Annotated in this window: 19 protein-coding genes; 9 read left to right on the top strand and 10 right to left on the bottom strand. The window is 71.5% G+C overall.

The features are described 5' to 3' along the window. Both WMF19_RS07615 and WMF19_RS07620 read left to right on the top strand, forming a co-directional pair. Positions 1–2850, top strand: coding sequence for a response regulator (locus tag WMF19_RS07615; protein WP_437898469.1), 2850 nt, complete (start codon positions 1–3; stop codon positions 2848–2850). A gap of 93 nt (positions 2851–2943) precedes the next feature. Next, complete coding sequence (locus WMF19_RS07620; RefSeq protein WP_437898470.1) at positions 2944–5091, top strand: TonB-dependent receptor plug domain-containing protein; 2148 nt, start codon at positions 2944–2946, stop codon at positions 5089–5091. A 159-nt stretch (positions 5092–5250) separates the two neighbouring features. Here WMF19_RS07620 and WMF19_RS07625 read toward each other — a convergent pair whose 3' ends face one another. Next, complete coding sequence (locus WMF19_RS07625) at positions 5251–6561, bottom strand: ABC transporter substrate-binding protein (protein ID WP_437898471.1); 1311 nt, start codon at positions 6559–6561, stop codon at positions 5251–5253. Between the two features lie 389 nt (positions 6562–6950). On the opposite strand from WMF19_RS07625, the gene WMF19_RS07630 reads away from it, so the two are divergent. Further along, complete coding sequence (locus WMF19_RS07630; RefSeq protein ID WP_437898472.1) at positions 6951–8651, top strand: hypothetical protein; 1701 nt, start codon at positions 6951–6953, stop codon at positions 8649–8651. A gap of 104 nt (positions 8652–8755) precedes the next feature. Here WMF19_RS07630 and WMF19_RS07635 read toward each other — a convergent pair whose 3' ends face one another. After that, on the bottom strand, positions 8756–9973 hold the full coding sequence (locus tag WMF19_RS07635) for a hypothetical protein (RefSeq protein ID WP_437898473.1): 1218 nt from the start codon (positions 9971–9973) through the stop codon (positions 8756–8758). 444 nt (positions 9974–10417) lie between these two features. Here WMF19_RS07635 and WMF19_RS07640 point away from each other — a divergent pair, with 444 nt between their 5' ends. Next, entirely contained in the window at positions 10418–11470 is a 1053-nt protein-coding gene (locus WMF19_RS07640; RefSeq protein ID WP_437898474.1) for an FG-GAP repeat domain-containing protein, read from the top strand. A gap of 44 nt (positions 11471–11514) precedes the next feature. Here the strand turns inward: WMF19_RS07640 and WMF19_RS07645 are convergent, their stop codons facing one another. The 8 genes from WMF19_RS07645 to WMF19_RS07680 all read right to left on the bottom strand — a co-directional run bounded on the left by WMF19_RS07645 (position 11515) and on the right by WMF19_RS07680 (position 20537). After that, entirely contained in the window at positions 11515–12156 is a 642-nt protein-coding gene (locus WMF19_RS07645) for a tetratricopeptide repeat protein (protein ID WP_272101019.1), read from the bottom strand. Beyond that, on the bottom strand, positions 12153–14414 hold the full coding sequence (locus tag WMF19_RS07650) for an urea transporter (protein WP_437898475.1): 2262 nt from the start codon (positions 14412–14414) through the stop codon (positions 12153–12155). Before WMF19_RS07650 ends, WMF19_RS07645 begins: the two co-directional genes overlap by 4 nt. Beyond that, positions 14402–15745: a diaminopimelate decarboxylase gene (locus WMF19_RS07655; RefSeq protein ID WP_437898476.1), complete on the bottom strand. Its 1344-nt coding sequence runs from the start codon at positions 15743–15745 to the stop codon at positions 14402–14404. The genes WMF19_RS07650 and WMF19_RS07655 overlap by 13 nt, the downstream gene beginning before the upstream one ends. Next, a complete protein-coding gene (locus tag WMF19_RS07660; protein WP_272101022.1) occupies positions 15742–16809 on the bottom strand; it encodes an ATP-grasp domain-containing protein in 1068 nt (355 codons plus the stop codon). The genes WMF19_RS07655 and WMF19_RS07660 overlap by 4 nt, the downstream gene beginning before the upstream one ends. Continuing rightward, complete coding sequence (locus tag WMF19_RS07665; RefSeq protein WP_437328120.1) at positions 16806–17075, bottom strand: PqqD family protein; 270 nt, start codon at positions 17073–17075, stop codon at positions 16806–16808. Before WMF19_RS07665 ends, WMF19_RS07660 begins: the two co-directional genes overlap by 4 nt. 287 nt (positions 17076–17362) lie before the next feature. After that, on the bottom strand, positions 17363–18358 hold the full coding sequence (locus tag WMF19_RS07670; protein ID WP_437898477.1) for a tetratricopeptide repeat protein: 996 nt from the start codon (positions 18356–18358) through the stop codon (positions 17363–17365). Continuing rightward, a complete protein-coding gene (locus tag WMF19_RS07675) occupies positions 18355–18972 on the bottom strand; it encodes an RNA polymerase sigma factor (protein WP_437898478.1) in 618 nt (205 codons plus the stop codon). The genes WMF19_RS07670 and WMF19_RS07675 overlap by 4 nt, the downstream gene beginning before the upstream one ends. Before the next feature lie 125 nt (positions 18973–19097). Next, positions 19098–20537: a hypothetical protein gene (locus WMF19_RS07680; protein WP_437898479.1), complete on the bottom strand. Its 1440-nt coding sequence runs from the start codon at positions 20535–20537 to the stop codon at positions 19098–19100. 215 nt (positions 20538–20752) lie between these two features. On the opposite strand from WMF19_RS07680, the gene WMF19_RS07685 reads away from it, so the two are divergent. The 5 genes from WMF19_RS07685 to WMF19_RS07705 all read left to right on the top strand — a co-directional run bounded on the left by WMF19_RS07685 (position 20753) and on the right by WMF19_RS07705 (position 26393). Beyond that, positions 20753–22006 (top strand): DNA polymerase IV, encoded by a 1254-nt coding sequence (locus WMF19_RS07685; RefSeq protein ID WP_437898480.1) that lies wholly within the window; start codon positions 20753–20755, stop codon positions 22004–22006. A 227-nt stretch (positions 22007–22233) separates the two neighbouring features. Beyond that, positions 22234–23145, top strand: coding sequence for an MBL fold metallo-hydrolase (locus tag WMF19_RS07690; RefSeq protein WP_437898481.1), 912 nt, complete (start codon positions 22234–22236; stop codon positions 23143–23145). Between the two features lie 259 nt (positions 23146–23404). Next, the gene (locus WMF19_RS07695; RefSeq protein WP_437898482.1) at positions 23405–24658 is read left to right on the top strand and encodes an outer membrane protein assembly factor BamB family protein; all 1254 of its coding nucleotides are present in this window, start codon (positions 23405–23407) and stop codon (positions 24656–24658) included. A 51-nt stretch (positions 24659–24709) separates the two neighbouring features. Further along, the gene (locus WMF19_RS07700) at positions 24710–25912 is read left to right on the top strand and encodes an MFS transporter (RefSeq protein WP_437898483.1); all 1203 of its coding nucleotides are present in this window, start codon (positions 24710–24712) and stop codon (positions 25910–25912) included. Between the two features lie 10 nt (positions 25913–25922). Beyond that, entirely contained in the window at positions 25923–26393 is a 471-nt protein-coding gene (locus WMF19_RS07705; protein WP_272101033.1) for a hypothetical protein, read from the top strand. The last annotated feature ends 336 nt before the right edge of the window (positions 26394–26729 follow it).

Raw genomic sequence — 26729 nt, forward strand, 5'->3', positions numbered from 1 at the left:
ATGGCAACCCCGAACACCCACGGCTCGCTCCGCATCAAGCTGCTGCGCCTGATCCTGGGCGCGCTGCTGCTGCTCGGAGGCACCACGCTGCTCGCGAGCGGCGCGCTCATCTATTCGACGGATCGTGCGGTCCAGGCCAAGCGTGAGCAGGAGCTCCTGAGCGGTCTCGAAGAGAAGGCGCGCCTGCTCGGCTTCAATCAGGCGCTGGCGCTGCGCAGCCTGGTGGCGGACAACCTCTTCGGGGATGTCAAGGCGCTCATTCACCAGACCGTCTCCGAGAACAACGACATCGCCTACGGGTTGTTCTTCGACGCGGAGAACCGGGTCTGGGCCGCGAGCGGCCTGGCCCGGGTGCCCGCCTCGAACGACGCGCCCAGCCCGGCGGCGCCGAACTTCACCACGGCGGACCTGGAGTCCCTCGGGATCAGCACCGCGCACCAGACCCGGCTCGTGCTGCGGCGGCGGCAGAACCCCCTGGGCGGGGATGACGTCCTCGAGGTCGCGGCCCCGGTCATCTCGGAGGGGACCCACGCCGGGACCGTGATCTACGGCATCAGCACGAGGGGCGTCGTCGAGCGCATGGTCCAGGCCCGGGACCTCGCCGCGAACCGGCTCGTGACCACGCTCGGCCTGATCGTGGCGCTGATCCTCGGCAGCGGGGCGGCCAGCTATTTCCTCGTCAAGCGGGTCGCGGTCCACATCACCGAGCCGCTGCTCGCGCTGCGCACGGCGGCGGGGGCCATCGCCACCGGGCTCCGCTCGAGCGCGCCGTCGACCGAATCGCCCATCGTGGATCGGAAGAAGTGGGAGCGCGTGCAGATCACGAGCGGCGACGAGCTCGAGCTGCTCGGAGCGGCCTTCAACAGCATGGTCGAGGCGAACGAGCAGGCGTTCGAGGAGCTGCGCGTGAAGACCGAGCAGGCGCTCGAGGCGTCCCGGATGAAGAGCGAGTTCCTCGCCAACATGAGCCACGAGATCCGGACGCCGATGAATGGGATCCTCGGGGTCATCCGGCTCATGCAGAACCAGTCGCTCGACGGCAAGATGCGGCGTTACGTCGAGACCGTCGACGCCTCCGCCAACACGTTGATGTCGATCATCAACGACGTGCTCGACTTCTCGAAGCTCGAGGCCGGCAAGTACGTGGCGCAGCACGTCTCCTACGATCTGCGCCTCGTCATCCAGGAGGTCGCGGAGCTGATGGCGAGCCAGGCGCACGAGAAGGGCCTCGAGCTCGTGTACCGCGTCGAGCGCCGCGTCCCCACCGGCATCGTGGGCGACCCCGACCGGTTCCGCCAGGTGCTCACGAACCTGGTCGGCAACGCGATCAAGTTCACCGAGCGCGGGGAGGTGCTGATCGACGCCTCGACCTCTCAGCAGGACAAGGCCACGGCGCTCATCAAGCTCGCCGTGGTGGACACCGGCCCCGGCATCGCGCCCGACGACCAGAAGAAGCTCTTCGCGGCCTTCTCGCAGGTGGACGGCTCGCTGGTCCGCAAGCACGGCGGCACGGGCCTGGGGCTCGCGATCAGCAAGCGCCTCGTCGAGGTCATGGGCGGCGAGGTCGGCCTCGACAGCACGCCGGGGCAGGGCAGCCGCTTCTGGTTCACGATCCGGGTCGGCGTCACGGCCGGAGGCGAGCAGATCCGCTCCGCCGAGTGGGCGAGCGGGCGCCGCGCGCTCGTGGTGGAGAACAGCAGGAGCTGGCGCGACGTCGTTGTGGAGCACCTGGTGGCCTGGGGCTTCGACGCCGAGTCCGCGACCTCCGGCAGGGACGCCATCAATCGGCTCGAGCTCGCGGTGCTGGAGAAGCGGCCGTTCAGCGCCGCCGTCGTCGGCGTCCAGATGGACGATCTCGGCCTCGAGGAGTTCCTCAAGACCATCCAGTCGGTTCCGGCGTTGCAGACGCTGCCCGTGGTGGCGCTCTACCACATGGGATCGAGCGTGACGTTGAGCGGGATGGACTCCAGCATGGTCACGCAGCTCCCCAAGCCGCTCCGCGTCTCCGAGCTCTACAACACGCTGCAGAGCGCGCTCACGGGCGCCTCGACCCCGCCGCCGAGCAAGCCCGGCGTGGAGCCGGGCAAGATCGCGAGCAAGCTCCCCGTGCTGGTCGTCGATGACAACGAGATCAACCGCTACGTGGCGATGGAGCAGGTGGAGCAGCTGGGGCTGCGCGTGGAGACCGCGTGCAACGGCCAGGAGGCTCTCGAGTGCGTCAAGCGGAAGCAGTATGTCGCCGTGCTCATGGATTGTCAGATGCCCGTGATGGACGGGTACACCGCCACCCAGGAGATCCGCGCCTGGGAGCGCTCGAGGAATCGCCACACGGTGATCATCGCGCTGACGGCGCACGCGCTCGTCGGCGAGCGGGACCGGGTGCTCGCCGCGGGGATGGACGATTATCTGGCCAAGCCGGTGCGCCCTCAATCTCTCCAGAAGACCTTGTGGCGCCACGTGGTCCTGAGCCGGGAGGAGCCCGGGTCGTCTCCGTCTCTCTCCGCCGCCGCGACGGAGGCGTCGAGCGCGCCCGTGCTCGACCCGGAGGTCCCGCGCTCGCGGAAGCTGATCGAGCTGGTTCTCAAGAACGTCCCGGCGCAGCTCGATGGCCTGGAGGCGGTCATCCGGAGCGCCGTGGCTGCAGAGATCAAGGCGAACGCTCACAAGCTGAAGGGCAGCATGCTCTCGATCGGCGCGGGACGCGTCGCGGAGCTGGCGGAGAAGATGCAGCTCGACGCCAGTCAAGGCGAGCTGCCGCAGGCCCGCGACCTCGCGCGGATACGTGACGAGTTCGACGCCGTGAGCGTTGCCCTGAAGGAGGAGCTCGCCGCGACCGCCAAGGCGACGTGACGATCGCGCCGAATCGACGATGGACGAAGGTCTGGAGCCCACTGAACCCGCATGATGCTTGCCTCACTCGAAACCAGGTGGATGGTCGCGCTGGTGATCGCTTCGATCCCCGGTCTCGCATGGGCCCAGCCGACGGCCGCGACGGCGTCGGCAGCGCCGAAGGCGGTGGGGGGTGAGCGCCGGAACGACGCGCTCGAGGACGTCGACCTCTTGCGGCTGCTCGACGTCGAGGTGTCGACGGCCACCAAGACGCTGGAGACCCTCGACGACGCGCCCGCCATCATGACGGCGATCACCGCGGAAGAGATCCAGCGCTGGGGATATACGAGCGTCGGCGAGGTGCTGGAGCACGTCGTCGGGTTCTACCTTATCGACGATCACATCCTGCCGAACGCCGGCGTGCAGGGGATGACGGGCGGGCTGGGGGCCGAGAGCGGCGGGATCAAGGTGATGATCAACGGGCGATCGGCGGCGTTCCGGACCACCAGCGGCAACTGGCTGGGCACGGAGCTGATACCGCTGTCGGCCATCAAGCAGATCGAGATCGTCCGCGGTCCGGCGTCGGCGCTCTATGGCGCCGATGCGTTCCTCGGGGTCGTCAACATCATCACCCTCGATCCGGAGGACATTCCCTTCGTCGACGGCACGGTGCAAGTCGGCGTGACGAGGGACCACCCGCGCGGCCGTCTCGACCTGGTGGGCGGCATGTTCACCGATCGCTTCGAGATGATGCTGACGGCCGCGGGGGAGCTCGATGATCGAAGCGGCCTGGAGATGCCTACCCAGTCCCCGGCGGCCCTCATCCCGCCCTACAACGCGGGGCGCCTGGACGCCCAGAACCTCGAGCGCATGTCGGGGGTCGTCGGGGCGCGCATCGGGTTTCGCAGCCCCGAGCGCGGGCACCACCTCAGGCTCAGCGCCTACTGGTCAGGCCTCCGGCGCGGCGGGGATTTTGCGCAATGGGCACAGCTCACCGGCGGGACGGACGACGACGGGAACCGCGCCGGCACGGTGGTCAGCCTCCAGCAGCGTCGGGTGGCGGTCGACGGGCTCTTCCAGCTGAACCGGGAGCTCGCGTTCGCGGTGCAGGGGATGTACTTCCAGGGCGGCGTCCTGCCGGCCGATCGTGTGGACGTCGCCGGCGGCTGGTACTACATCGAGCGGCGCATGGCGTATCGCGGCGTGGACGCGAACGTCGAGGCCCGGTGGATGCCATGGGACCGATTCAACCTGATATTGAATCTGGAGTCCGTCTACGACAAGGAGGACATGCCGTCTTTCCGTCGGGTCACCAAGGAGACGGGGCAGTCCTTCGGCTCGCCGGAGCGGGAGCGGCAATCGGCCGAGCTGGTCGACATCGGGGCGCTCCTTAGCGCCAACCTCAAGGTGCTCGATCCGTGGCTGAAGCTCACGGGCGGGCTCCGTTACGATCACCACAGCAAGTATGGCAATCAGCTGACCGGTCGATTCGGGGCGACCTCGCACCTGGGGAAGACGGTCGTGGCCAAGCTGCTGTACGGCAGCGCCTTCAAGGCGCCATCCCCGTATTTGCTCTTCGCCCAGCCGCTCGTGCCGGGCGACGTGATCGGGAATGAGCGCCTGTCGCCTCAGCTCATCCACACCGTGGATGCGGAGCTGACGTGGAGGCCTGCCGTCTGGGCCTCGGCGAGCACGGGGGTGTCGTACAGCCTCTTGAACGACAAGGCAGAGTTCGTCCCGCGGGGCATCAACCAGACGGCCTTGAATGTGTCCAGCCAGAAGTCCTTGATCTGGGCGACCCGCGCCGAGCTGCGGCACGGCGACGCCTTCGGGGGCTACGGGTCGTTCGAGACCGTGCACTCCACCCGGGAGTCCGGCCAGGTGGGGTACCAGGCGGATCTGGTCGGCTCGTCGATGGTCGCTTACCCGAGCTGGATCGCCCGTGCCGGGGCCTATGTGAAGCTGCCGTCGCCGAGCTCCGTGCCGCTGGAGCTCTCGACGCAAGGGATCCTCGTCGGGCCCCGGCGGTCCGCGGAGGCGAGCACCCTGGAGGCCGGCGGCGCGTTCGAGCTGCCGACGTACCTCAGGTGGAACGCCAGCCTGGTCGCGCGCAACCTGTGGATCATCCCCGGGCACGAGACGACCCTGGCCGTGCGCGCCAAGAACATCCTCGGCACCTTCGGCCCGGATCCGGGGTTCTCGGGCTTCGAGTACCCGCTCGCGCCGCGCGAGATCTTCTTCGAGCTACGACACCGTTACTGAGCGACGGTCACCCGCTTCGGATACGGGCCCACCTCGACGTTTTCGGTGCTCAGCGCACCGGAGTGCGCTTCCGCGCCGAAAACGCCGATCTGGGCCCGTCTCCTGTGCGGGAGACCGTCGCTCTGCTCTGCAGTTTAGCAGAGCGGAGACCGCTCTAGATCATTGCTGGACCACGCACTTGGCGTCGAAGGGGTCGAGATCGCGGAACTGGTCGCCTTCGATGACCCACCTTTGCATGATGTGATTCTGGCTCGCCCCGTAGGCGTCGAACTCGTATTCGGCGGCCGCTCCGACGTAGCGGAGCGGAGTCCCCGCGCGGAGCTTGGCCATCGCGGTGTTGAGATCCCACCACAAGGCCACATCGTTCTTGGGATCGTTGAGCTCGAGGATCTTCTGCCGCAGCTCATGCCCGGACGTGATGATCTGCCCGGTGGTCGCGTAGCCGTACACGAGGCCCATCGCGATGAGGACGACGCCGTCGTAATAGAAGTGCGCTGCGGGGAACGGGACCTCGCCGTTCCACCGGCGGGAGAAGTGATAGGTGAAGGCGGTGGCGTTCCAGTTCGTGCAGTCGAGCTTCTCCCCGGTGTCGTCCTTGGGGCTGCACTCGCTCCGCAGGCTGAGCGAGGGCGAGATCCCATAGGAGTCGTCATCGAGGGTGCCTTGAGGGATGTTGGCGAGGAACACCTCGGTGTGCAATGCAGGGCCGAGGAGCCACCTGCCCGGACGTCCGCGGACGGTCCATTCGGTCACGATGGTCGAGGCGGCGGCGGGATAGGCGGCCAGCAGCGTGCGGCCAGCCGGCGCCCGCTCCGGGTCGTCCAGGTTGAAGGCGGCTTCGATCTTGTCCTTGTACGTCTGTGCGCCCGGCTTGAACGTCACCGAGGGGAGGATCCTGCCCTGGAGCGCCGCGAAATGGGTCGTGAACTCGGTGCTGACGCCTGTGTTGTAGTCGTCCCGCGCGGAGAGGCTATTGGCGGTGCGGACGCCGTCGCTGACGATGTATTTCGCGAGCGCGCAGCCGATGGCGAACGGGGAAGGGGCGAGCCTCATCCTGCCGCCCACGTCATCACGGCGCGCGATGGAGGGCGCAGCATAGCCCGGCAGCATGTGGAGGAGGTCCTCCTTCTTCACCTCGAACGCGATGTCGCGGGCGAGCTCGTTCTCTTCTGGCCCTACCAGGTAGCGGACGTCATCCGTGTAGATCAGCGAGAGAAGCTGGTCGAGCCCGCGCTCCTGGCTCGAGTGGCTGTCTCGGCTCTCGATGTCGAACGGCCTCCCTCCGAGCCCGCCCGCGGCGGTCAGATCTTCGACCGCGAGCAACATGGCTTGCTCGAGGTTGCGGCCGATGGCCGACTCGCTCCCGGAGAAGGGGAGGAGGGCCCCAATTTTGATGGCGTTCTCGGGCTCATCGGGCTCATCGGGCGCCGTCGACGAGCATGAAGCGGAGAGCAGGGACGCGAGTCCCACAATCAGCCCGGTCTCCATACAGCGCATGCGTCGCCTGCGCGAACCCAGCCACGCGCCGGCTCGATGGAGGCAGTCCCGAACGGTAGGCATCCCAGTGTACATGGTTGTCCTTCGAGACGATGACATCGCATTGAGGACGGAGCTGTCAAGGGCCGTGGGTGCGATGCGCACCACAAGGTTCGCTGTTTGCGTTCTGCGATCGATACCCGTCGAACGCGGTTGTCGGGCTGCCGTGAGGGCGTGACCGAGAGAGAGGGAGCCCAGGTCGGGCGCCGGCCGCGGCGTCGTGCCGTGGGCGACGCGCAGGTTGCGCCGCCGCTCGGATTGTGATGGACGCCCGCCGCTCGTCCGCGAAACCTTTGCGGACCGCCCGTGTCCAAGGAGACGTGATGCCCTCCCACCTTCGCTCGCACTTCGCCTTCAACGCCCTCGCCGCCGCGATCGGGCTCTCCCTCGCGGCCTGCGCCGGGGCGCCTCCGCCCGCGCCGAACGCGCCGGTTTCGCCGGGCGACGGCCGCCCGGCGGCCCCGCCGCCGGCGCCGCTCCCGGAGGAAGAGGCCTTCGCCGTCCACGGCACGCTCAAGGACGAGTGGCTCCCGATCCTGAAGCCGGCGCCCTTCGACCCGAAGACCGCGCTGGTCCCCCCGGCGCCGGCCGGCGTGCCCGCCGCGCCGCGCGCCTGCGAGGCGTTCGCGCGGCGCGCCCCCGTCGCGCCCGCGCAGCCCTGCGGCGACGCGCAGGGCGCGATCGAGGCGCTCGACGCCGCGCTCGCCGAGGACGACGTCGCGAAGCGCGACGCGCGGCTCGCGGGCGTCGAGGCGTGCGCGGGCCTCGAGGCGGGCCTCGCGCGCGCGCTCCGGGCCGAGCTCGCGCCCATCACCTGCGGCGACGCCATCGCCGCGCCGCTCCTCGAAACGCCGCCCGGCGCGCTCCGGGGCGACCTCTACCAGGTGCTGCTCGGCCTGACGCTCTCGGCCCGGCTCGCGCGCACCGCGACCGAGCCGCCCACGCTGCGGCCGCCCTACGATGTCCAGCGCGTCCTCGCGTTCACGAAGGGGCCTCTCTTCGCGTGGGTGACGGAGCAGGCCCGGGCGATCGAGGATCTCGGGCGGCGCGGCGTCGAGCTTCCGTTCTACGCGAAGGGCATCGTCGCCGTGGAGTCCGGGCGGGCCGACATGCGGCTCGTCGAGGCGGTCCGATCCGCGCCGCTGCCCGACGCCATGCGGAAGGACGCGGAGCTCGCCAACGTCTACTACGGCGAGCTCGATCAGCTGATCGATCCCTGGAAGGCCCGCGGCCGTGACGCCGCGCTCGTCGGCCTGCGCGAGTTCTCCTCGGTCGGCGTGCTCCACGACGCCCGCGTCGACGGCGCGCGCGAGATGCTCTCCCGCCTCTACGGCGGCCGGCGCGTCGACGCGCTGGACACGCTGGAGCTGCCGCCGCTCGCGGCGGGCAGCCCCCCATCGTCGGCCGTCGAGCGGCTCGCGGCCCGGCTGCCGACGTACTACGCGGGCCGCCTGATCGCGCCCGAGGCGGCGGCGCGGCCCGAGCTCCTGCGCGTCCTGCTCGGCCGGGGCGTTCCACTGCAGCACCGCGCGGCGCTGCGCACCGCGCAGCTGTCGCCCGAGTCGAGGCTCCTCTATGCGAGGGCGCGGCTCGAGCTCGGCCGGCTCTACTGGCGGGCCGTGGACTTCGATCAGGCGACCGCGCTGCTCGCGGCGTGGCCCAAGGACACGCCGCGCCCCGCCGAGGCCACGGCGCTGCTCGCGGTCGCGCTCGGCCTGCGCAACGGCCCCGAGGACGCGGCGCTCATGATGCGGCGGGCGCCGCTCGCGGCGCTGGGCCTCGGCGAACTCGCCGCGCTCGACTGGGTGGCCCGCGCGAAGCCCGCCTCGACGTACGCGGGCATCGCGGCGTACGACGCGGCCGTCATCAAGCAGATCGCCGCCCCGCAGGGCGCGGAAGCGAGCTACTGGTCCGACGTGGCGGCGCGCTTCCGCGAGGCGCAGGCGCTCCTGACGGGGCCGCTGTCGAAGTCGGCGGAGGAGAGGGCGCGGGCGGCCGACGAGATCGCGCGGGCGGCGCGGTAGGGCGGCGCGCGGGAGCGCCGAGATCGGCTGCTTTGCGAGCCCCCGCCGCCGGTGCCGGTGCCGGTGCCGGTCGCCCTATCTGAAGCGCCGGCGCTGCCAGCGGTCTACGGATCGATGATCCAAGGACCGCCCGAGCCGTCCTGGGTGCCGGCGCCGCCCGCGCCGCTGGTGGCCCCGCCGCCCGCGCCGCCGGTGGCCCCGTTGCCGCCCGCGCCGCCGGTGGCCCCGTTGCCGCCCGCGCCGCCGGTGGCCCCGTTGCCGCCCGCGCCGCCGGTAGCCCCGGCGCCGCCGGCTCCCGCGCCGCCGCCGCCCCCGTCGTCACCGGGGGTCGAGCCGTTGCCCGCGCCGCCGTTGCCGCCGGGGTCCACGTACGGGCCCGGATCGATCAGACCGCCGCCGATCGCGGCCAGATCATAGATGAGGTCGGTATCGAAATAGATACCGATCGGCCTGTAGGCAATGCCAGAGCCCACGACGACGGTCTCTCCTGCACGGGTCTCCCAGTTCCAGCCGGTGGTGCTGACGATATCCCATGTGTATTGCTGGTAGACCGGATAGGCCGAGACCCGCGCGAGCGCGGCCGTGGGCACGAACAGGACCGAGGTCGCGTCGAGCGCGACGGTCGCGCTCACGTCGAACCCGACCGCCTTGGTGATCTGCTCGTCCGACGGCACGCAATCGTCCAGCGGGCCCGGCGTGGGCTGCGCGCCCGAGGACATGTCGCCGCCCGACGTGGCCGAGGAAGAAGGCTGAGGACCCCAGGTGCCGCCGCCCGGCATGCCCGGCGCGGGCTGATAGCTCCAGCCGCCGCCGCTGCCCGACATTCCCGTCGAAGGCTGAGGGCCCAAGGTGTCGTCGTCGCCCCCCGGGAAGCCGCCCGGCATGCCCGGGAAGGGCTGGAAGAACCCGAACGGCTCGTCCTCCGATAGCGCCGGGAAAGGCCAGAAGTTGTTGAGCGCGCGGCTGCTTGCCGGGCGCGAGGGCGTCGCGAGCGGGGGCTGCCGGGGCGTGACGGTGCTCAGCACGCGCACCGCGGGCGTGACGCTCGCCGATACGGAGACGCTGAGCGTCCGCGGGCCGAACCCCTCCGCCACGCGGAGCAGGTGGGCGGCATCCTCCCAGTGGAACGTATCCGGTAGAACGAGGACGTTCGTGATCGTCCTACCAAAACACAGGGCCTGCCGGGCCTCGCCGATCCCGGCTCGTGCGCCGCTGTCCGCGTGCTCGGGCACCTCGGGCGCCTCGCGCGGGCTCACGCAAGTGATGGATGGAACGAGCAGCATCGCCGTGCCGAGCACGAGCTTCACGTCAGGAACAGACATGTTCACTCCCCTGGGTTGCGATCAGAGCAGCGAAGCGACGGAGCTACTCCGGCGTGGAGTGCGCCGAGGAGCCGATTGTCGCCTTCCGCGTCCCGGTGTCCCGGGAGGCCTCTTCTTCCGACTCCGAGACGGCAGCGGCCAGAGCGCAGCCAGCCCGTGAGCTCGGGAGTCCTCCGTGAGACCAGCTCGATGAGCATAGAAGTCCTATGGGGCGACGCTCCCTGCAAGAAGCGTGGAGTGGAGCGCGCTCCCCTGCGCGCGCCACGGCGGCGTCCGCAGCGCGAGCGCTCCCGGCGCCAACGCCGGTCTCGGATGGACTGGCGCTTGCCGTTCCAGGAGGCGCGTGAGCGGCGTGCCCACCGGCGAGGTCGCGCATTCCCCCAGGATCGGCGGCCGTGCCGCGCACGCGGCGCAGGAGAGGCGAGCGTGACGAGTCCTGTGGTCGTGACCAAGTATCTGTGTGCCGCCGCTGCGATTCACGCCGTGCTCGGCTGCGCCTCCGACGTCGACCTGCCCGACGAGGGCGGATCCGCGGCGCCTGCGACTCCCACCCTCGGGGTCGCAGAACAGCGGGCCAGCACCTACGGGTGGAGGATCATCCAGACGCTCGACTTCAATTTCGACGGAAAACAGGATGTCCTCTGGATCGACCCCGATCGCAGCCGCATGGCCATCTGGTACATGGACGGAGTCCAGCTGCTCACGCCGGGCCCGATCCTTCATGGGCCGGCCGGCAGCGGCTGGATCGCCATAGCGAACGACTTCAACGTCGATGGCATGGGGGACGTGATCTGGCGGCACGATCAGCGGGACCTGATAACGATCTGGTACATGGACGGAGGCCGGCCGTTCGCGCAGGGGCCGGTGATCCCCGGGCCGCGCGGCAGTGGCTGGGTGATCCGGCCGAACGACTTCAACCGCAACCTCGGCTCGGATGTGCTGTTTTACAACGAGGAGAAGAACCTGATGACGGTGTGGCTGATGGATGGCAGCCAGCTGCTCGCGCCGGGCCCGTTCATTTCGGGGCCGGGCACCGACTGGGATATCGGCTCCGTGCCCGACTTCAACTTCGACCGCATCGCGGACGTGATCTGGAACGACGACGTGCACAACCTGATGACGGTGTGGCTGATGAGCAACACCGAGGTCCTCGGGCGGGGGCCCGTGATCCCCGGGCCGATCGGCGAGGGATGGGAAGTCCTCTGGGCGAGCGATTTCAACGCTGACGGCATGGCGGACGTGCTTTGGTCCAACGAGGACAAGGGCCTCGTGGCGGTGTGGCTGATGAACGGCGTCGAGCTCCTCGACGCGGGGCCGGTGATCCCCGGGCCGATCGGCGGCGGCTGGAGAGCGATCGCCGCCGGCGACGTCAACGGCGATCTGATGACGGACGTCGTGTGGCAACGCCTGGGGACGAGCCAGATGGCGGTTTGGTTGATGAATGGCACCCACCTCCTCTCGCCAGGGCCGGTGATCCTGGGCCCCCCCGGCGGCTGACCCGACCCGGACGGCTCGCGGCGCGCGCCGGCGCGCGCCAACCGTCAGTTCGAGACGCCCGCCGCGCGCAGCCCGTCCCGGGCCAGCGCGTGCTTGGGCGCGATGTCGAGGACCCGCCGGAGCTCCCGCGCGGCGTCGCCGCCCTTGCCCATCTTGAGCAGCGACCAGCCGAGGCCCGAGCGCACCTCGACGTCGCTCGGGTACATCTCCGCGAGCCGGCCGTAGATCGTCGCCGCCTCCGGGTAGCGCGCCAGGTTGTACAGGGCGAACGCGAGCCGCAGGCTCGCGAGGTAGTTCGCGGGGTCGAGCTGCAACGCCTTCCGCGCGGTCGCCTCCACGTCGGCCCACCGGCGCAGCGCCATCTGCGGGAGCAGCGCGCCGACGCGCGACTCGACCGATCTCGGCTCTAGCGCGCTCGCCCTGCCGTACGCGTCGACGGCCTCTTTGTTGCGCCCGAGCTTGTGATAGAGCCAGCCGCGGCGGAGCTCCGCCACATAGCCATCCTTCTGCGGCGCAGGGAGGCGATCGAGCGCGGCGAGCGCGTCCTGCACCTTCCCCGCGGCCTCGGCGTCATAGGACAGCTGGAACAGGTCCGCCGGCCTCCCCTCCGCCTCGGCGGCCCCGGAAGGGACGCCGCTCAGGGCACAACCGACCAGCATCACGAAGAACCATCGACTCGCTCTCATGACGTCTCCTCGCCGAATGACACGGTGAATTTCCTGTCGGCGTGCTGGACCCGCTCCGCCACCCGCGTGCGGCCCTGCGCCGTGATCTCGACCCTGAGCGGCCCTCTGCCCCTCGTGAGCTCCGCCCGCGTCCGCACGAGCGGCTCGCCGCGGCGATCGCGCCGCCGCGACTCGCCGAGCACCACGAGGAGGTCGCCCTCGCGGCGCATCCTGAGGTCCATCTCGATCCCGTCGCCCGGCAGGAAGGGGGCGACGAAGTCGGCGAGCGCCCGGAGCGCGACCGCGCGGAACCGCCGCGCCGGCAGCGTGTCCGCCCAGCGGAGCGAGGCGCTGCCCTCGAGCGGCACCCGCGGGAGCGCCGCGCGCAGCAGGTGAACGACCGACGCGTCGTCGCCCACCGCGTCGAAGCTCGTGAACAGGTCGTCGCTCCTGCCGTAGAAGAGCGACGCGGCGCGGTCCTCCGAGCGGATCAGGAGCCGCCCGTAGACGTCCACGTCGCACGTGACGCGCTCGACGTGCGCGCCGACGCGGTACGCCCAGGTGTCGGCGCAGGTGAAGCCGAAGTACGCGGACACGTCCTCGTCGGCCTCGATGGAGCGCACGGCGTCGCCCTCCCGCGGCTCCAGGCTGGGCCAGAGCCGCGCCTCCTCGCCGACCGTGACCACGTCGGTGAAGCTGCACGGGAGCGTCGGCGCGCCGAGCTTGTGGGTCGACTGGAGCTGGAAGTGCAGGTGCGGCTCGGGGGATCGACCCGAGCTGCCGGCGAGCCCGAGGACGTCGCCCCGCTTCACCCATTGCCCCTCCACGACCTTGAGCGTCCCGCGCGCGAGGTGCGCGACCATGGAGTAGACGCCGGGCGCGTGGGCCACGATGACGTGGTTGCCCCAGTTCTGCTCGAGGTTCATCGCGCCGACGTCGCTGTCGGGCACGCTCGACTCGACCTTCACCACGGTGCCGTCGGCGGCCGCGACCACGGGCAGCCGGTGGCAGTGGAAGTCCTGCGGCGCGCTCCCGGCGCCGCGGAAGGCCCGGCCACCTTCGTCCATCACCTGGAAATCGAAGGCATAGCGCCATTGCTCCTTGTGCGTGAACGCGCCGTCGACCGCCTGCGTGCACGTCCACGTGCCGCGGAACGGGAGCCGGAAGCTCACCCCGTGCGGCGACCGCTGGAAGCGCGCGCGCCGCGTGCGGAAGTACGCGAGGTTCTGCTCGGGCGTGCCCGGGAGGAAATCCACGGCCTTGGGCCGCTCGTCGCGCGCGCGCCGCCGCATCGCGAGGAGGGCGGCGGCGACGGTGACGTTGAACGGCAGGATCAGCGGCGCCGCGCCGAGCCGCGCGAGCGGCGCCATCGCGCCGGCGGTGACGAGCGCGGCGGCGACGGCGCCGGACAGGCCGAGCGCGAACGAGGACGCCGAGGGGACGAACCAGACGCCGCCCAGCCCGACCGCCGTGAGGACGGCGTTGTAGCCGAGCACGTCGAGCGCGCCGTCAGGGAGCGAGAGCCATCGCGAGGCGAGCCCGAGCACCGCCGCGAACGCGAGCGCGGCGAGGAGCGCGGCGATCCGGCTGTGGACGAGGATCGCGGCGAGCACCAGCGCGCCCGCGTCGGCGCGGGGCAGGAAGAAGAGGCCGCCGAGGCACCGCGTGAACAGCGCGATGGGCGCGGGCAGGCCCTCGATCGGGGGCGGGCCTTGCCCGGGCGCCGCGAGCGTGAGCCCGGAGAACGCCGAGGTGCTCAGCGTCAGGTGGAAGACGACGAAGAACGGCAGCGAGAGCACCGGCAGGCCGGCGGCGCCGCCGGAGCCGGGACCGGAGAGGGAGCGCAGCGCGGCCGTGACCACCACGCACGCGGCGGCGCCGAGCAGCGCGACGGCGACAGCGGGGCCGTCCGCTGTGAACGACTGCGCCACGCCGAGGCCGACGAGGAGCGCGTTGTACGCGTATGACCCGTCCCTCACGGCGTCCTTCTCGAGGTCGAGGAGGAGCGCGGCCCCGTTCGCCGCGCACGCCGCGATGACGCCGAACACGAAGGCGCGAGGCACGGTGGCGGTCGCGAGCAGCACGAGCAGCCCCACGGCCGGCGAGCGCGAGAACAGGATGTGCGCGTAGACCCGGAGGAGCGACTCCCCCATCTCGACGACGCCGCTCCTCGCGAACAGCGAGCTCACGGCCGCCGCGACCCGACGGCGCCGGGCCGTCCAGGTCGCGTGCGCCGCGCCGCTCGCGCCGCTCGTCGGCGCGGGGATCACCTGAGCCATGCCGGCACGTCCTCGACGGCGCGGAAATCGTCGAGCGTCTCCGCGCGGCGGATGCAGGAGGCGCCTCCCTCGCTCACCATCACCACCGCCGGACGGAGGGTGATGAACTGGTGCCACTGCGTCACGTTATAGGCGCCCACGTTGCGGAACACGAGCCGATCTCCCGGGGAGGACGCCGGGAACTGCATGGTGTCGCGCACCACGTCGATGTTCATGCACAGCGGGCCGAACATCACGGTGGGCTCCTGCATGGCGCTGAACTCCTGCGCCGGGACGACATCGTGTTTGTACCAGAACGAGGTGAAGAGCAGGTTGACGCCCGCGTCGAGGACGAGGCCGCTGCGCCCGTCGGGGAGGCGCTTCTTGGCCTCGACCGTCGCGATCAGGTACCCCGCGTCGTCAACGAGCGCGCGGCCCGTCTCGAGGACGAGCGTCGGGAGCTCCCGCGCGGGACAATCGAGCTCGCCGAGGCCGTCGCAGATCGCCTCGGCGTAGCGCTCGAACGACGGAGACGCCTGCTCGCCGAGGAGGTACTGCGCCTTCAGCGTGTTCTTCGAGGCGAAGCCGCCGCCGAGATCGAGGAACGAGAGCCGGATCCCGTGCGCGGCGCGTATCTCGTTGGCGAGGCGCGCCAGCTTGGACGCCGCCTTGCCGTAGGCGCCCGGGTCGAGGATGAACGTGCCGATATGGCAGTGCAGCCCGGTGAGCTCCATGCGATCTCCGCTCACGAGGCGGCTCACTGCCTCCCTGGCCTGGCCGGACTCGAGGTTCAGGCCGAACCGGCTCCATGGCGCGAGTCCCTCGATGTTCATGTTGACCCGAATGGCCACCTTCGGGCGCGCCTTGACCCGCTCGGCGACCCGCTCGATCCGCGCGAGCTCGTCGAGGTTGTCGATGTGGATGATCGAGCCGCCGGAGACCGCGCGCGCGAGCGCCGCGTCGGGCTTGTACGGGCCGTTCCAGTGGATCCGCTCGGCCGGGACGCCCGCGAGGATCGCCTTGTCGTACTCGAAGGGCGAGACGACCTCGGCCCAGGCGCCTTCGCGGTGGAACGTGCGGCAGATCGCCTCGAGGTAGTTCGTCTTGTACGACCAGGCGATCCGCACCTTGGCCCAGCGGCGCGCGAACGCGCCGTGGAGCTCACGGTAGCGGTTCACGAGCGTCCGCTGCGAGAACACGAAGAGCGGTGATCCGTGCTCGGCGACGAGATCGGCGATGGCGACTCCGTCGATGTGGGTGAGGGGCCGCACGCCCTGGAGGCGGCCGAACTTGTTCATCGCCCCCATCTGGTGCCGGACGATGCTGGGCGATTCGTAGACCGGGCTGTTCACGAGAGGCCTCCTGAACGGACGAGCTCGCCCGTCGTCACCATGCTCTGGAAGTCGCTGATCCGCGCGACCTGATCGATCGAGATGCGGACGAACATCGCGCCGACCTCGTAGCCGCGGAGCGGCTCGATCGGCGCGCCCGCGGCGAGATCGACCACGGCGCGAGGCAGGTTCATCCCCGCAGCCACGCTCAGGTACACCCACGCCGGGAAGCGCGGGTTGACCTCGATGAGGTGATAGCGCCCGTGCGCGTCGCGCATCACCTCGACCTCGAAGGGGCCGCGCCACCTCGTCGCCTCCGCGAAGGCCTGCGCGATGCCGACGAGCTCGGGGTCGCGCACGGTGATCCCGGCCCATCCCTTTCCCTTGTCGGTGAGGAGCATCTTCTTCATCGGCACGGCGCCGACGAGCCCGCCTTCCCCGTCGCCGACCGCCACCACATCGAGCTCCTCCCCTGTCACGTGCTCCTGGACGAGGACCGGGAGGCCCCACTGGGCAATCACCTTGTAATAGGCCGACACCGCCTCATCGAAGGTCGTCGCCAGCGTCGCGCCGTAGAACACGCCCTTCACGTGGAAGGGGTAGGGCACCCGCTCGTGGATGCGGAGGAGCTCGTCGGCGTCCGAGAGGGCCGCCGTGCGCGGGACCCGGATGCCGGCGCGGGCGCCGAGCGCGGCGAGGCTCGCCTTCGAGCGGAGATCGAGCTGCTCGCGCGTGGGCAAGCAGGTGCCGATCCCCATCGCGTGGAGCCGCGGCGCGATGTCGATGAACGAGGGCAGCTCGGCGTCGAGCGTCGGGATGATCACGTCGAGCCCGACCCGGCGGTGGACGTACTCGAGGCGGGACACGAACGCTTCCAGGCCCTGCGATGGATAGGGGATCATGAACACGTCGCTCACGATGTCGCCGGCGTACGCGCCGGGATCGAGCGCGTCGTACGCGAGGCCGACGATGCGCAGCGAGGCGTCGCCGCCCGCGCGGAGCGCCCGGATGACGCCCACGCCGGGGGCGGGGTTGTCGGTCGCGTTGAGGCCGGTGACGGCGATGGTGCGGGGCCTCGTCTTCACTGGGCTCCCTCCGGCTCGGCGGAGATGAGGCCGTGTTGCCGGAGGAGCTCCACGAACTCGCCGACGTCGCGCGCCGGGTCGCCCCCGCGGATGTCGAAGCGCTCGCGGAGCCGGGCGGCGACCTCCTCGCGCGAGAGCCCCTCTTTCATGGCGTTGAGGGCGCACAAGCCGGTGGGATTGACGGTGAACGTCGCGCCCGACGCGGGATCGAACACGAATCCGGTGTCGCTGAGTGCAAGCTCTTTCAATCGCAGGATCGCGCTCACGCGAGCCTCCTCGTCGTTAAGGATGTTGGGGCACCGACCGTGAATTCTTCAGAAAATTCACAGGGAGGCGGGGAGACGGGGAGGAGAGATTCAAAATACTCCCTGTCTCCCCGCCTCCCTGTTCAAATGAGGGGATTCCTTAGGCCTCCAGCCGAACCTCGGACCAAGTGCGGCTGGAGTATTAGAGCGGGCGCTTCAGGCGCGGCTGCCTGCCCTCCTTGTGCCCGCCGGCGCGGAGATCGAGTCAATGAATTTGAAGGCGCCTCGCGAGGAGGATCAACGCTCCATCAATGCTCGGCCGCGCCCTCGGCGCGGGCGCGCAGCCGGGCCGCGTAGACGCTGTCGCCGTGGCGTGAGAGGAAGTCGTCGATCGCGGCCCGCTCGTCGCTTTCGCGCCCGAGCTGGCGCAGGGCCTCGATGCGGCCGTAGCGCGCCTCGACGCCGAGCCCGCCGCGCCCGGACGCGAGGTAGCGCTCGAAATAGCCGAGGGCCGTGGCGGGATCTCCGCCCGAGAGCGAGAGCCGGCCGAGCGACACGAGCGCGACGTGCGCCTCGGGGCTGCCCGGATGGCGCGCGAGCAGCGCGAGGTACGCGGCCGACGCGTCGGCGTCGCGGCCGGCGGCGAGCGCCAGCTGGGCGTCGCGCAGCAGCTCGTCGGCGCTCGGACCGGGGCGCGCCTCGCCGCGGTGGCCCTCGCGCGCTGTCCCCGCCCTAGGAGCGGCCGCCGCGCCGGCGGCCTCCACCACGCCCGCGCCAGGCGGCTCCTGCGGCGCGGGCGCCGTGGCGGCGGGCTGGATGTCGAGGGAGCGCGGCGGCGGCTCGATCCCGGCGCTGGCCTGCGCGGGCGCCACGTCTGGTGCGCGCGGGGGCGGCGGCGCCACGTCGCGCCGGCTCATGAGCTCGGCCGCGAGCGCGGCCAGGATCGTCGCCGCGAGCGCGACGCCGGCGAAGGTTCCCGCGATCCCGCGCCGCACGATCGCGCGCCGCCTGGGGCGCTCCTCTGGCGCAGGGACGCGCTGCGCCCCGGCCTCGTCGGCGATCTGCGCGAGGATCCGCGCGGCCAGGGCGTCGTCGTCCACGGGGCCGGAAGCCCCGCCGCGCCGCGCGCCGAGCCGGCCGAGGTCGGCCCAGAGCGCGGCTTCGTCGGCGAGCTCCGGGTGAGCCTCCTCGTAGCGGCGGCGGAACGCGGCGTCCTCGGGCCCGATCGGCGTCCCGCGACCTTCGGCTGCGACGATCGCGATCCAGCGCTCCTCGTCCGAGGCATGGGCCACGGTGGTCTTCACGGCGATCTCCTCCGGCCGACGGCGATGTCCTGCCGGACCCGCTTTCGCAGGGCGGCGATCCCGAGGCGCAGGCGGCTGCGCACGGTGTCCGGGCTGACGTCGGTCATCTCGGCGATCTCATCGACGGTGTGTTCGAGCGCGTGGTGCAGGATCAGCGCCTCGCGCTGGGCTTCGGGCAGCTCCCCCAGGTAATCGCGCACGTGGCGGGGGAGCGCCTCCTGGGCGCTCCCGCGCGACGACGCCGGGACCTCCTCGGCGTCCGACAGGTCGCCTGCGATGGGGGCGTCGCGCCGCCGCACGGCGCGGAGGTACCGCAGCACGGTCCGTACGGCGATGCGCCGCGCCCAGCCCTCGATGGCGGCCTCGCCGCGGTACGCGGGCGCGGCCCTCAGGATGGCGAGCGTCGCCAGCTGCGCGGCGTCGTCCGCGTCGGCCGAGCGCCGCAGGAACGCCTGCGCGACCTGCCGGACGCCCGGGAGGAGCCTGGCCACGAGCCACGCCTGGGCCGCGGGATCACCCGCCCCGGCGCGGCGGGTCCGCTCGAGATCGATGGAGGAAACGAGGGGACCTTCGGCCTGGTGAGCGCGCGACCCCTCCGTCAAGCGCACACTCATGAGGAGAGCCTGTCCATCCACGACCACGGTGACCCTGTGCCTCCCGCGGGCACGATCGAGTCATTTTTATAGGGTGGCCCGGAGCGACGGTGGCCCGGCGCGGCGAGAACGCGCCGCGCCCGCCGTCACCGCCCCGCGACCGTACGAGGCGGGGCGCTCCGCCTGGCCGGCCCGAGCTCGAGGCCGATCCCGCCGAGGAAGCGCACGGGATCGGGCTGAAGATCGGCGACCTGCGGCGCGGGGGTCGAGAGCCGGTTCAGCGGCACGTCGAGGCTTGTCCAGAGGGAGATGCGGAGCTCATCGGAGAGCCGGAGGCTCAGCCCCGTCGTGGGCGCGAGGCTGATCAGCAGGTCGGTCACGCGCTCGTCGAACGCCGGAGGCGGTCCTTCTGGCGAGGACGCTCCCCGCGGACCCGGCGATCTCCAGAGCGCGTGCGGCGCTCGCCACGCGCCGCTCCGCGAGACGACGTCGAAGGTGGCCCGGCCGCCGAGATGGAAGGCCCAGCGCCCGCTCCCGATGTCGAAGCGGTGGCCCCCGCTCGCGAAGAGCGGCGTCCGATCGAGATCCAGATCGAAACCCGCGCGCTCCACCTGGAGGTGCTGTGTGTCCATCCAGTCGTAGCCGGCGCCGACGTAGGAATCGGGCGTGGGCGTCCACGACAGCGAGAGCGAGACGGCGCTCTGCCAGGGGACGTGCGCTCCGAACGTGCCGCCCGCGTAGCCGGCCGAGAGGAACCACCGCCGCCACCACGCGGCATCAGCGTGATCGAGCATCGAGGGCGGCGGCGCAGGGCGCTCGTCCGGCGCCGCCGCGGACGGCGTCGGCGGGGGCGCCTGTGCGGGCGGTCGAGACGGAGGGGCCGCGGGCGGCGGGGGCGCGTCCAGCGGCGCGGACGGCGTCGGCGGGGGCGCGTCCGGCGGCGCGGACGGCGTCGGCGGGGGCGCGTCCGGCGGCGCGGACGGCGTCGGCGGAGGCGCGGCCTGCGCGGCGCCGCCGACCTCGACGCTCGCCATCCCGGCCCCGGTGATGGGCCCCTCCAGCACCTCCGCCGCCGCCGAGCCCGCGACGTTCGCGAGCGCCTCGACGGCCGCGGACGTCCGCCCGGGAGGCGCAGGGAACCGCCGCGAGTACACGCGCTCTCCGCCGCGCGGGAAGAGATAGAGGGCGAGCTCGTTGCCCGGGCCTGCCTCGATCCACAGCGCGCCCTGCGCGGACCATTGCTCCACGAGCGCGCGCGCCGCCGCCACGCGCTCGCCGACATCGAGCGCGGGCGCCGGCGCGCGCCGCACCACGTGGAGCCCGACGCCCGAGGGCCGGACGTGCGCCGCGACGAGCGCAGCGGCGTGCGCCTCGAGCGGCGAGCCCGGGCGCCCGGCGACGATCAGCACGAGCGCGCGCTGCGCAGTGGGCGCCTCGCCCGCGCCGGAGCGCTCCGGGGCGCGCGGCTCGTCCGCCGCGGCCGCGCTCGACGCCAGCGCGAGCGACGCCGCCGCGAGCAGCGCGGGCGCCTTGCGCCGGCGCGCGGCGCAACGGGGGCAGTTCGGTCGTGCGGCGCTCGACGTCATGACTCACGATCCGCGACGCGGTCCAACGTGTCCGGCTGACGAAGGAAGAAGTAGAGTCGACCCGTAGCAGCAAACGAGCGACGACGCTACCGCGCAGCACGGCGCCGCCGCGGCGTCCAGCCTTCGCGTTCACGTTCAGCCTTCGCGTCCACGTTCAGCCTTCACCGCTTCACCGCGGCGCGCGGGCGGCGAGGCGGTACAGAAGAGCACCACCGATGCGACAGATCCTCCACATCGACATGGACGCGTTCTTCGCGTCGGTCGAGCAGCTCGACGACCCGTCGCTGCGAGGCCGCCCCGTCCTGGTGGGCGGCGCCTCCCGGCGAGGCGTCGTCGCGGCCGCGTCGTACGAGGCGCGCGCCTCGGGCGCCCGCTCGGCGATGCCGATGGTCGAGGCGCTCCGCCGCTGCCCGCAGGCGATCGTGGTGCCGGTGCGGCACGCCCGCTACGCCGAGGTGAGCGCGCAGGTGTTCGCGATCTTCCGCCGCTTCACGCCGCTCGTGGAGGGGCTGTCGCTCGACGAGGCGTTCCTCGACGTGACCGCGAGCCGCGCGCTCTTCGGCGACGGCGAGGCGATCGCGGCGCAGATCAAGCGCGCGATCCGCGACGAGACCGGGCTCACGGCCTCCGCCGGCGTCGCGCCCTGCAAGTTCGCCGCGAAGATCGCGAGCGATCTGCGGAAGCCCGACGGCCTCGTCGTGGTCCCCGGCGACGTCGCCGCCTTCCTCGCGCCGCTGCCGCTCGAGCGCATGTGGGGCGTGGGCCCGCGCGCGGCCGATCGGCTCCACGCGGCGGGGCTCGGGACCATCGGCGATCTCGCGCGCTGCCCCGCGCCGCGCCTCCACGAGCTGCTCGGCCCCGCGTGGGGCGAGCACGTCCGGCTGCTCGCCGCGGGCGTCGACGAGCGCGCCGTCGTCCCGGGCCGCGCGGCGGAGTCGATCGGCGCGGAGGAGACCGTGGAGGAGGACCTCCGGGGCAGGGAGCCCATCGAGCGCTGGCTGCTCGATCTGTCGGGCCGCGTGGCGCGGCGCCTGCTCAAGGCGGGCCTGTCCTGCCGCGCGGTGGTGGTGAAGCTCAAGTACTCGGACTTCACGCTGCGGACGCGCCAGGCGAGGCTGTCCGAGCCGGTCAGCGACACGGATTCGATCTACATCTGCGCGAAGGGGCTCCTCTCGCGCTTCGATCTCTCGCGGCCGGTGCGGCTCGTCGGCGTCGCCGCCGGCGACCTGACGAGCCAGACCGCCGGCCCGACGCTGAGCCTGTTCCCGGTCGCCTCGGAGCGCCGTCGGCGCCTCGAGGGCGTCGTCGCGGAGGTGGCCGAGCGCTTCGGCGGGAAAGGGCTCACCCGCGCGGCCCTGCTGGAACGGACGGAACAGACGAAACAGACGAAACAGACGGAACAGACGCCCTCGGGCCAGCGGGGCGCGGCCCCGGGCGGGCGCGGGACCGCGCGAGAGAAGAAGATCTAGGGGCGGGAGGGCAGGGGCCGCCCGCTGCAGTGGATCCAGCGGGGCAGCGCTGCGTCGCGGGACGCGGCATCACACGCGGCATCACAGCAGCCACGTTCCAGGGGCAGCAGCGGTGTCCAAGAAGGCCTGGCAAGGACTCCTATCCTGAGCGCAGAACGACGGCGCCGCCCGCTCCGAACGCGGTCAGGGAGGGCCGTCGCGGGCTCGCTGCTCGAGGAGAGAACACGATGTCACGGAGCTTTGGAACAGCGCTGGTCGCCGCGGCTTTGCTCGCCGGAGGGTGCTTGGACCCAGAGAGCGGGGCGACGGCGCCCGCGCCCGTCATCCATACGCAGAGCGCAGGGATGAACGGCATCTATGTGAACGCCTATCTGGTCGAGACCGAGCACGGGGTCGTCGCCGTCGACGCGATGCTCACCGTGTCCGACGCCATCGCGCTGCGACAGAAGCTCGATGGGCTGGGTAAACCGCTCCTCGCCGTGCTCCTCACGCATGGCCACCCCGATCACTACAACGGTGTGACCGAGCTCGTTCGCGGGCTCGACGCGCCCATCCTGGCGACGGCGGCCGTCGACCAGGTGATCCGGCGGGACGACGAGGCCAAGGCCGCGCAGTGGACCCCGGTGTTCGGCGAGGAGTGGCCCGCAGCGCGCACCTTCCCGAGCCGGATCGTCGCGTCCGGAGAGACCGTCGCGCTCGACGGCGTCTCGTTCCAGGTCGAGGATCTCGGGCCCGGCGAGTCGCACGCGGACAGCATCTGGGTCATCAAGGCCGATCCGCCGATCGCCTTCATCGGCGATGCCGCCTTCAACGGCACGCACTCCTACCTGTCGGACGGCCACTCGGGCGAGTGGCTCGGGAACCTCGACACGCTGGAACAGGAGCTCGGCCCGGACACCGTCGTGTACCCCGGCCACGGCGAGCAAGGCACCGTGGGGCTGCTCGATCCGCAGCGCGCCTATCTCCACCTCTACCGCGACACCGTGCGATCGCTGTCCAGCGGCGAGAGCCTGACGCCCGAGGCCAAGGAGTCGCTCACAGGGGTGATGAAGGGCCACTTGCCGACAGACAAGCTGGAGTTCCTGATCCCGCTCGGCGCCGACCCGGTCGCGGCCGAGCTCGCCCGCGAGGCGGAATGAGCGCGAGCGCCTGACGCGCGGCTGCGACGCGCCCAGGCAGCGCGGGAACGGGGCGCGGCGATCGGAGGACCAGCGGGGCACAGCGAGCCTGCGCGGTCGACGCGGGCCAGGGCTCGCGCTCCTCGTCGACCGCCGGGGAGACCGGGGATCGAGGGCGAGCGGCGCAGGGGGCCCGCGATCCGCGGCTCCGGTGAAGGCCCCGGGATCACCGCGTCGAACGTGTTGCGAATCCGGCGAGCAGCTCGTGTAGAGTGGGACGATGGCACGGATCGTCGATACCAGGTGCCCGCGCTGCGGCGCCCCGCTGCCGATTCAGGCGGGGATGGATGCAGTCACCTGTCAGTACTGCGGCGCGCGGTCGCTCGTCGATCGCGGCAGGAAGCCGACCACCGCGCCGATCCCGCAAGGCATGCACGTCGTCCGGGTCGCCCCGCCGTCCAGCAACGCCGCGGGGGTCATCGTGCTGTCGGTCGTCGTGGCCATGGTCGTGGTCGGCGCGGCCGCCGGCGCCTTCGTGATGAACGCGCCGGGGCCGTCCAGGGGTGGGTCGACGCCGCTCCTCGGCGTCGTACCGAAAACGTACTTCAGCGATCGGCCCATGCTCGCCGACGTGAACGGCGACGGCGCGCCGGACGTGATCGGCAAGAGCAACATTCCCGGCGGCGAGGAGTGGATCGCGGCCTACGATGGGCGCGACGGGAAGCCGATCTGGAAGACGGCGGCGCTCACCAAGGACGCTGCCAACCACGAGGCGCGGCGCGCGATCGTCTTCGATCGGATGATCTCGATCGACGCGCTGGGCAAGGTGCAGGCCCATGATCTGCGCACCGGGACGCCGTCGTGGTCGGCGTTGCTCGGCGAGAAGGCGAGGCGGCTGTGCCAGGGCGACGGCGTGATCGTCGTCGAGACGGTCGACGACGCGAAGCACGGGCTCGAGCCGGCGACCGGGAAGCGGCGCGAGCTCGCGAAGGACGCGGCCTGCAAGACGGTTCCGAGCTCGATCCAGGAAGAGGCGCCCGGCTATCGGTTCGCCCGCTGGCACGAGTTCGACGAGCTCGGGTTGCCCGGGTCGCATGAGGTCGAGGGCATGTCGGTGAGCGGCGCGATCATCCCGAGCGGGCCCGGGCCGCGGTTCCTGCTCGGCGGCCGCAGCAAGGGCAGCCAGGTCGGCATGGTGGCCGCGGTGGACAAGAAGAAGGTCCTCTGGAAGACGGTGGTGCCCGGCGTCGACCCGCTGACCACGCGGGCCACGGGGGTGGAGGCGGGGGCCTATGAAGGCGGGTTCCTGGTCGTCCCTTATGACATGAAGGATCACAAAGACGGCACGCGCCTCGCCTGCTTCGAGGCGGCCACCGGCAAGCGGCTGTGGGACGTGCAGGTTCACAAGAAGTCGCAGGTCTCGTCCGGGATCTCGATCTCGGCGAACGACGTCTTCTTCGCCAGCTGGACGGCGCTTTACGTGTTCTCGCTGAAGACGGGGCAACTCAGGTACATGATCGGAACCGAGTTCTAGACGCGAGGCGGCGGCGCGCCGGCGGCGGCGTGAGCTCCCGGATCCCCTGTCATGTCGTCCGTCCGGCAGAACCCCTGGCGCATCTGCGTCTACCACGGCGTTCAATCGCTGATGTTCCCGTCGGCCATCTTCCCGCTGTTCTGGACGCAGGACATCGGCATGAGCGTGGCCACGATGATGGCCGTGCAGGGCGCGTTCAGCCTGAGCATCGCGCTCTTCGAGTTCCCGTCCGGCTACGTCGCCGATCGCCTGGGCCACCGCCGCGCGCTCGTGATCGCCTCCTTTTGCATCCTGGCCGGCTGGGTCCTCTATGCGCTCGCGCGCGGGCTCTGGTCGGTGCTGCTCGCCGAGCTCGTGCTCGGCGTCGGGTTCTCCCTTGTCTCGGGGGCGGACTCCGCGCTCCTCTTCGACTCGCTGCGCGAGCAGGGCAAAGAGCACGAGTTCGCCCGCTGGTACGGCCGCATGCGCTCGATCGCGCAGATCGCCTCGGGGAGCGCCGCGCTCGCCGCGGGCTTCCTTTACGCGCGCTGGTCCCGCCTGCCGTTCGCGATGGAGGCCGCGGCCTGGGCGCTCGCGGCGGGGATCGCCCTCCGGTTCGGCGAGACCCGCCGCGCCGAGCCGAAGGTCGAGGACCACCTGGGCCGCATGCGCGCGATCGTGCGCGACGCGCTGTTCGAGCGCGCCGACTTCCGCGCGGTGCTGCTGCTCGGCGTCGTGCTCGCGCTCGCGTCGTACCTGCCGACCTGGCTCATGGCGCTGTACGCGACCGAGGCCGGCGCCCCGGTCGCGTGGATAGGCCCCATGTGGGCCGTCGCGAGCTTCACCACCGCGCTCGGCTCGATGCTGAGCGAGCGCGCCGGCCGCCGCCTCGGCATGACGGGGACGCTGCTCGCGTGCGTCGCCCTGGTGGCGGCCGGGTACCTCGGCCTCGCACTCTCGCGCCACGTGCTCGGCGTCGCGTTCTATTTCCTGCTCACGCTCGTGCGCGGGCTGCACATGCCGCTGCTCCACCACGAGGAGCAGCGCCTCGCGCCCGACGGCGATCGCGCGAGCTGCGTCTCGCTCCGCAGCTTCCTCTTCCGCCTCGCCTTCGTGCTGCTCGGGCCCGTCGTGGGGATGGGCGTCGATCGCTATGGGCACCGTCCGGTGCTGTGGGCCTCGGGCGCGCTCCTCGTCGCGCTCACGAGCGCGGCGTTCGGCCTGTTCGTCGCGCGCGCGGCGGGACGTGATGAGGCGCGGGCGCCGGAGTGCTAGGGCGCCTGTCATGAAGAAGATCGCGAGGGAGGAAGAGGTGGACCGGCTCGTCGAGCTCGTGGGCGCCGGGTCCTGGGATGCCCTCCACGGGATCCTGGAGCGGCAGTTCGCCGTCCTCCACAACCGGGCCCAGGTGCTCATCGGCCTCTGCGGCATCGTCATCACCACGACCGGCTTCTCGGGCCGCCTCATCGCCGGCACCAGCCCCCACGCGCAGGGGCTGATCATCGCCGGCGTGGCGATCGTCCTGCTCTCCGCGACCCTGATCGTCTGGGGGGTGCAGCACATTCGCTGGCTCACCCAGCAACCGGGCGACGATCTGCGCGGCTGGCTCTTGGCCTCGCTCGCCTACCGCGATCGCAAGACCACGATCTACCGTGTCGCCATCGCGTTCCTCCTGGTCGGCCTCTCGTTTTATGTGGTCGCCATTGCCATGATGCTACTCCACCCCACCGCGGCCCCGTCATCGGGCGGGCGCTGAGCCCGGCGCCCCGACGGCCGATGGCGCCGCGCTGCGGGCACCGCGCGCATCGCGCGCCGCCGTCGCCTCGACATCGCACCATGGCCGAGCAGCCAAGGGCGCTCAGCCGCTGCGCCGAGGGGCGCCCGCGCTCCGGACGCGACTTCGCAGGTGGCATGATGTGGCTTCTTCGCGCGCATTGGAGCCGGCGTCGGTGATCGCGTAATGCGCTAAACTGTAACGACGGATCCACACGTCCGTGTTGTTGAGAAGTTGCTCTGTCCAGGATAGTCTCGCCTCGTGCGGTTTGGCTCGGAGGAGCTCGGGCGCGGTCGGAGCCGCTGAAGGCGAACGGCG

This window comes from Sorangium sp. So ce124 (genome assembly GCF_051525235.1).
In the GTDB taxonomy this organism is placed as follows: domain Bacteria; phylum Myxococcota_A; class Polyangia; order Polyangiales; family Polyangiaceae; genus Sorangium; species Sorangium atrum.

Coding starts and splice junctions, on each gene's coding strand:
- WMF19_RS07615 (WP_437898469.1), top strand. CDS start 1: ATGGCAACCCCGAACACCCACGGCTCGCTCCGCATCAAGCTGCTGCGC.
- WMF19_RS07630 (WP_437898472.1), top strand. CDS start 6,951: ATGCCCTCCCACCTTCGCTCGCACTTCGCCTTCAACGCCCTCGCCGCC.
- WMF19_RS07635 (WP_437898473.1), bottom strand. CDS start 9,973: ATGTCTGTTCCTGACGTGAAGCTCGTGCTCGGCACGGCGATGCTGCTC.
- WMF19_RS07645 (WP_272101019.1), bottom strand. CDS start 12,156: ATGAGAGCGAGTCGATGGTTCTTCGTGATGCTGGTCGGTTGTGCCCTG.
- WMF19_RS07650 (WP_437898475.1), bottom strand. CDS start 14,414: ATGGCTCAGGTGATCCCCGCGCCGACGAGCGGCGCGAGCGGCGCGGCG.
- WMF19_RS07675 (WP_437898478.1), bottom strand. CDS start 18,972: ATGAGTGTGCGCTTGACGGAGGGGTCGCGCGCTCACCAGGCCGAAGGT.
- WMF19_RS07680 (WP_437898479.1), bottom strand. CDS start 20,537: ATGACGTCGAGCGCCGCACGACCGAACTGCCCCCGTTGCGCCGCGCGC.
- WMF19_RS07685 (WP_437898480.1), top strand. CDS start 20,753: ATGCGACAGATCCTCCACATCGACATGGACGCGTTCTTCGCGTCGGTC.
- WMF19_RS07690 (WP_437898481.1), top strand. CDS start 22,234: ATGTCACGGAGCTTTGGAACAGCGCTGGTCGCCGCGGCTTTGCTCGCC.
- WMF19_RS07695 (WP_437898482.1), top strand. CDS start 23,405: ATGGCACGGATCGTCGATACCAGGTGCCCGCGCTGCGGCGCCCCGCTG.
- WMF19_RS07700 (WP_437898483.1), top strand. CDS start 24,710: ATGTCGTCCGTCCGGCAGAACCCCTGGCGCATCTGCGTCTACCACGGC.
- WMF19_RS07705 (WP_272101033.1), top strand. CDS start 25,923: ATGAAGAAGATCGCGAGGGAGGAAGAGGTGGACCGGCTCGTCGAGCTC.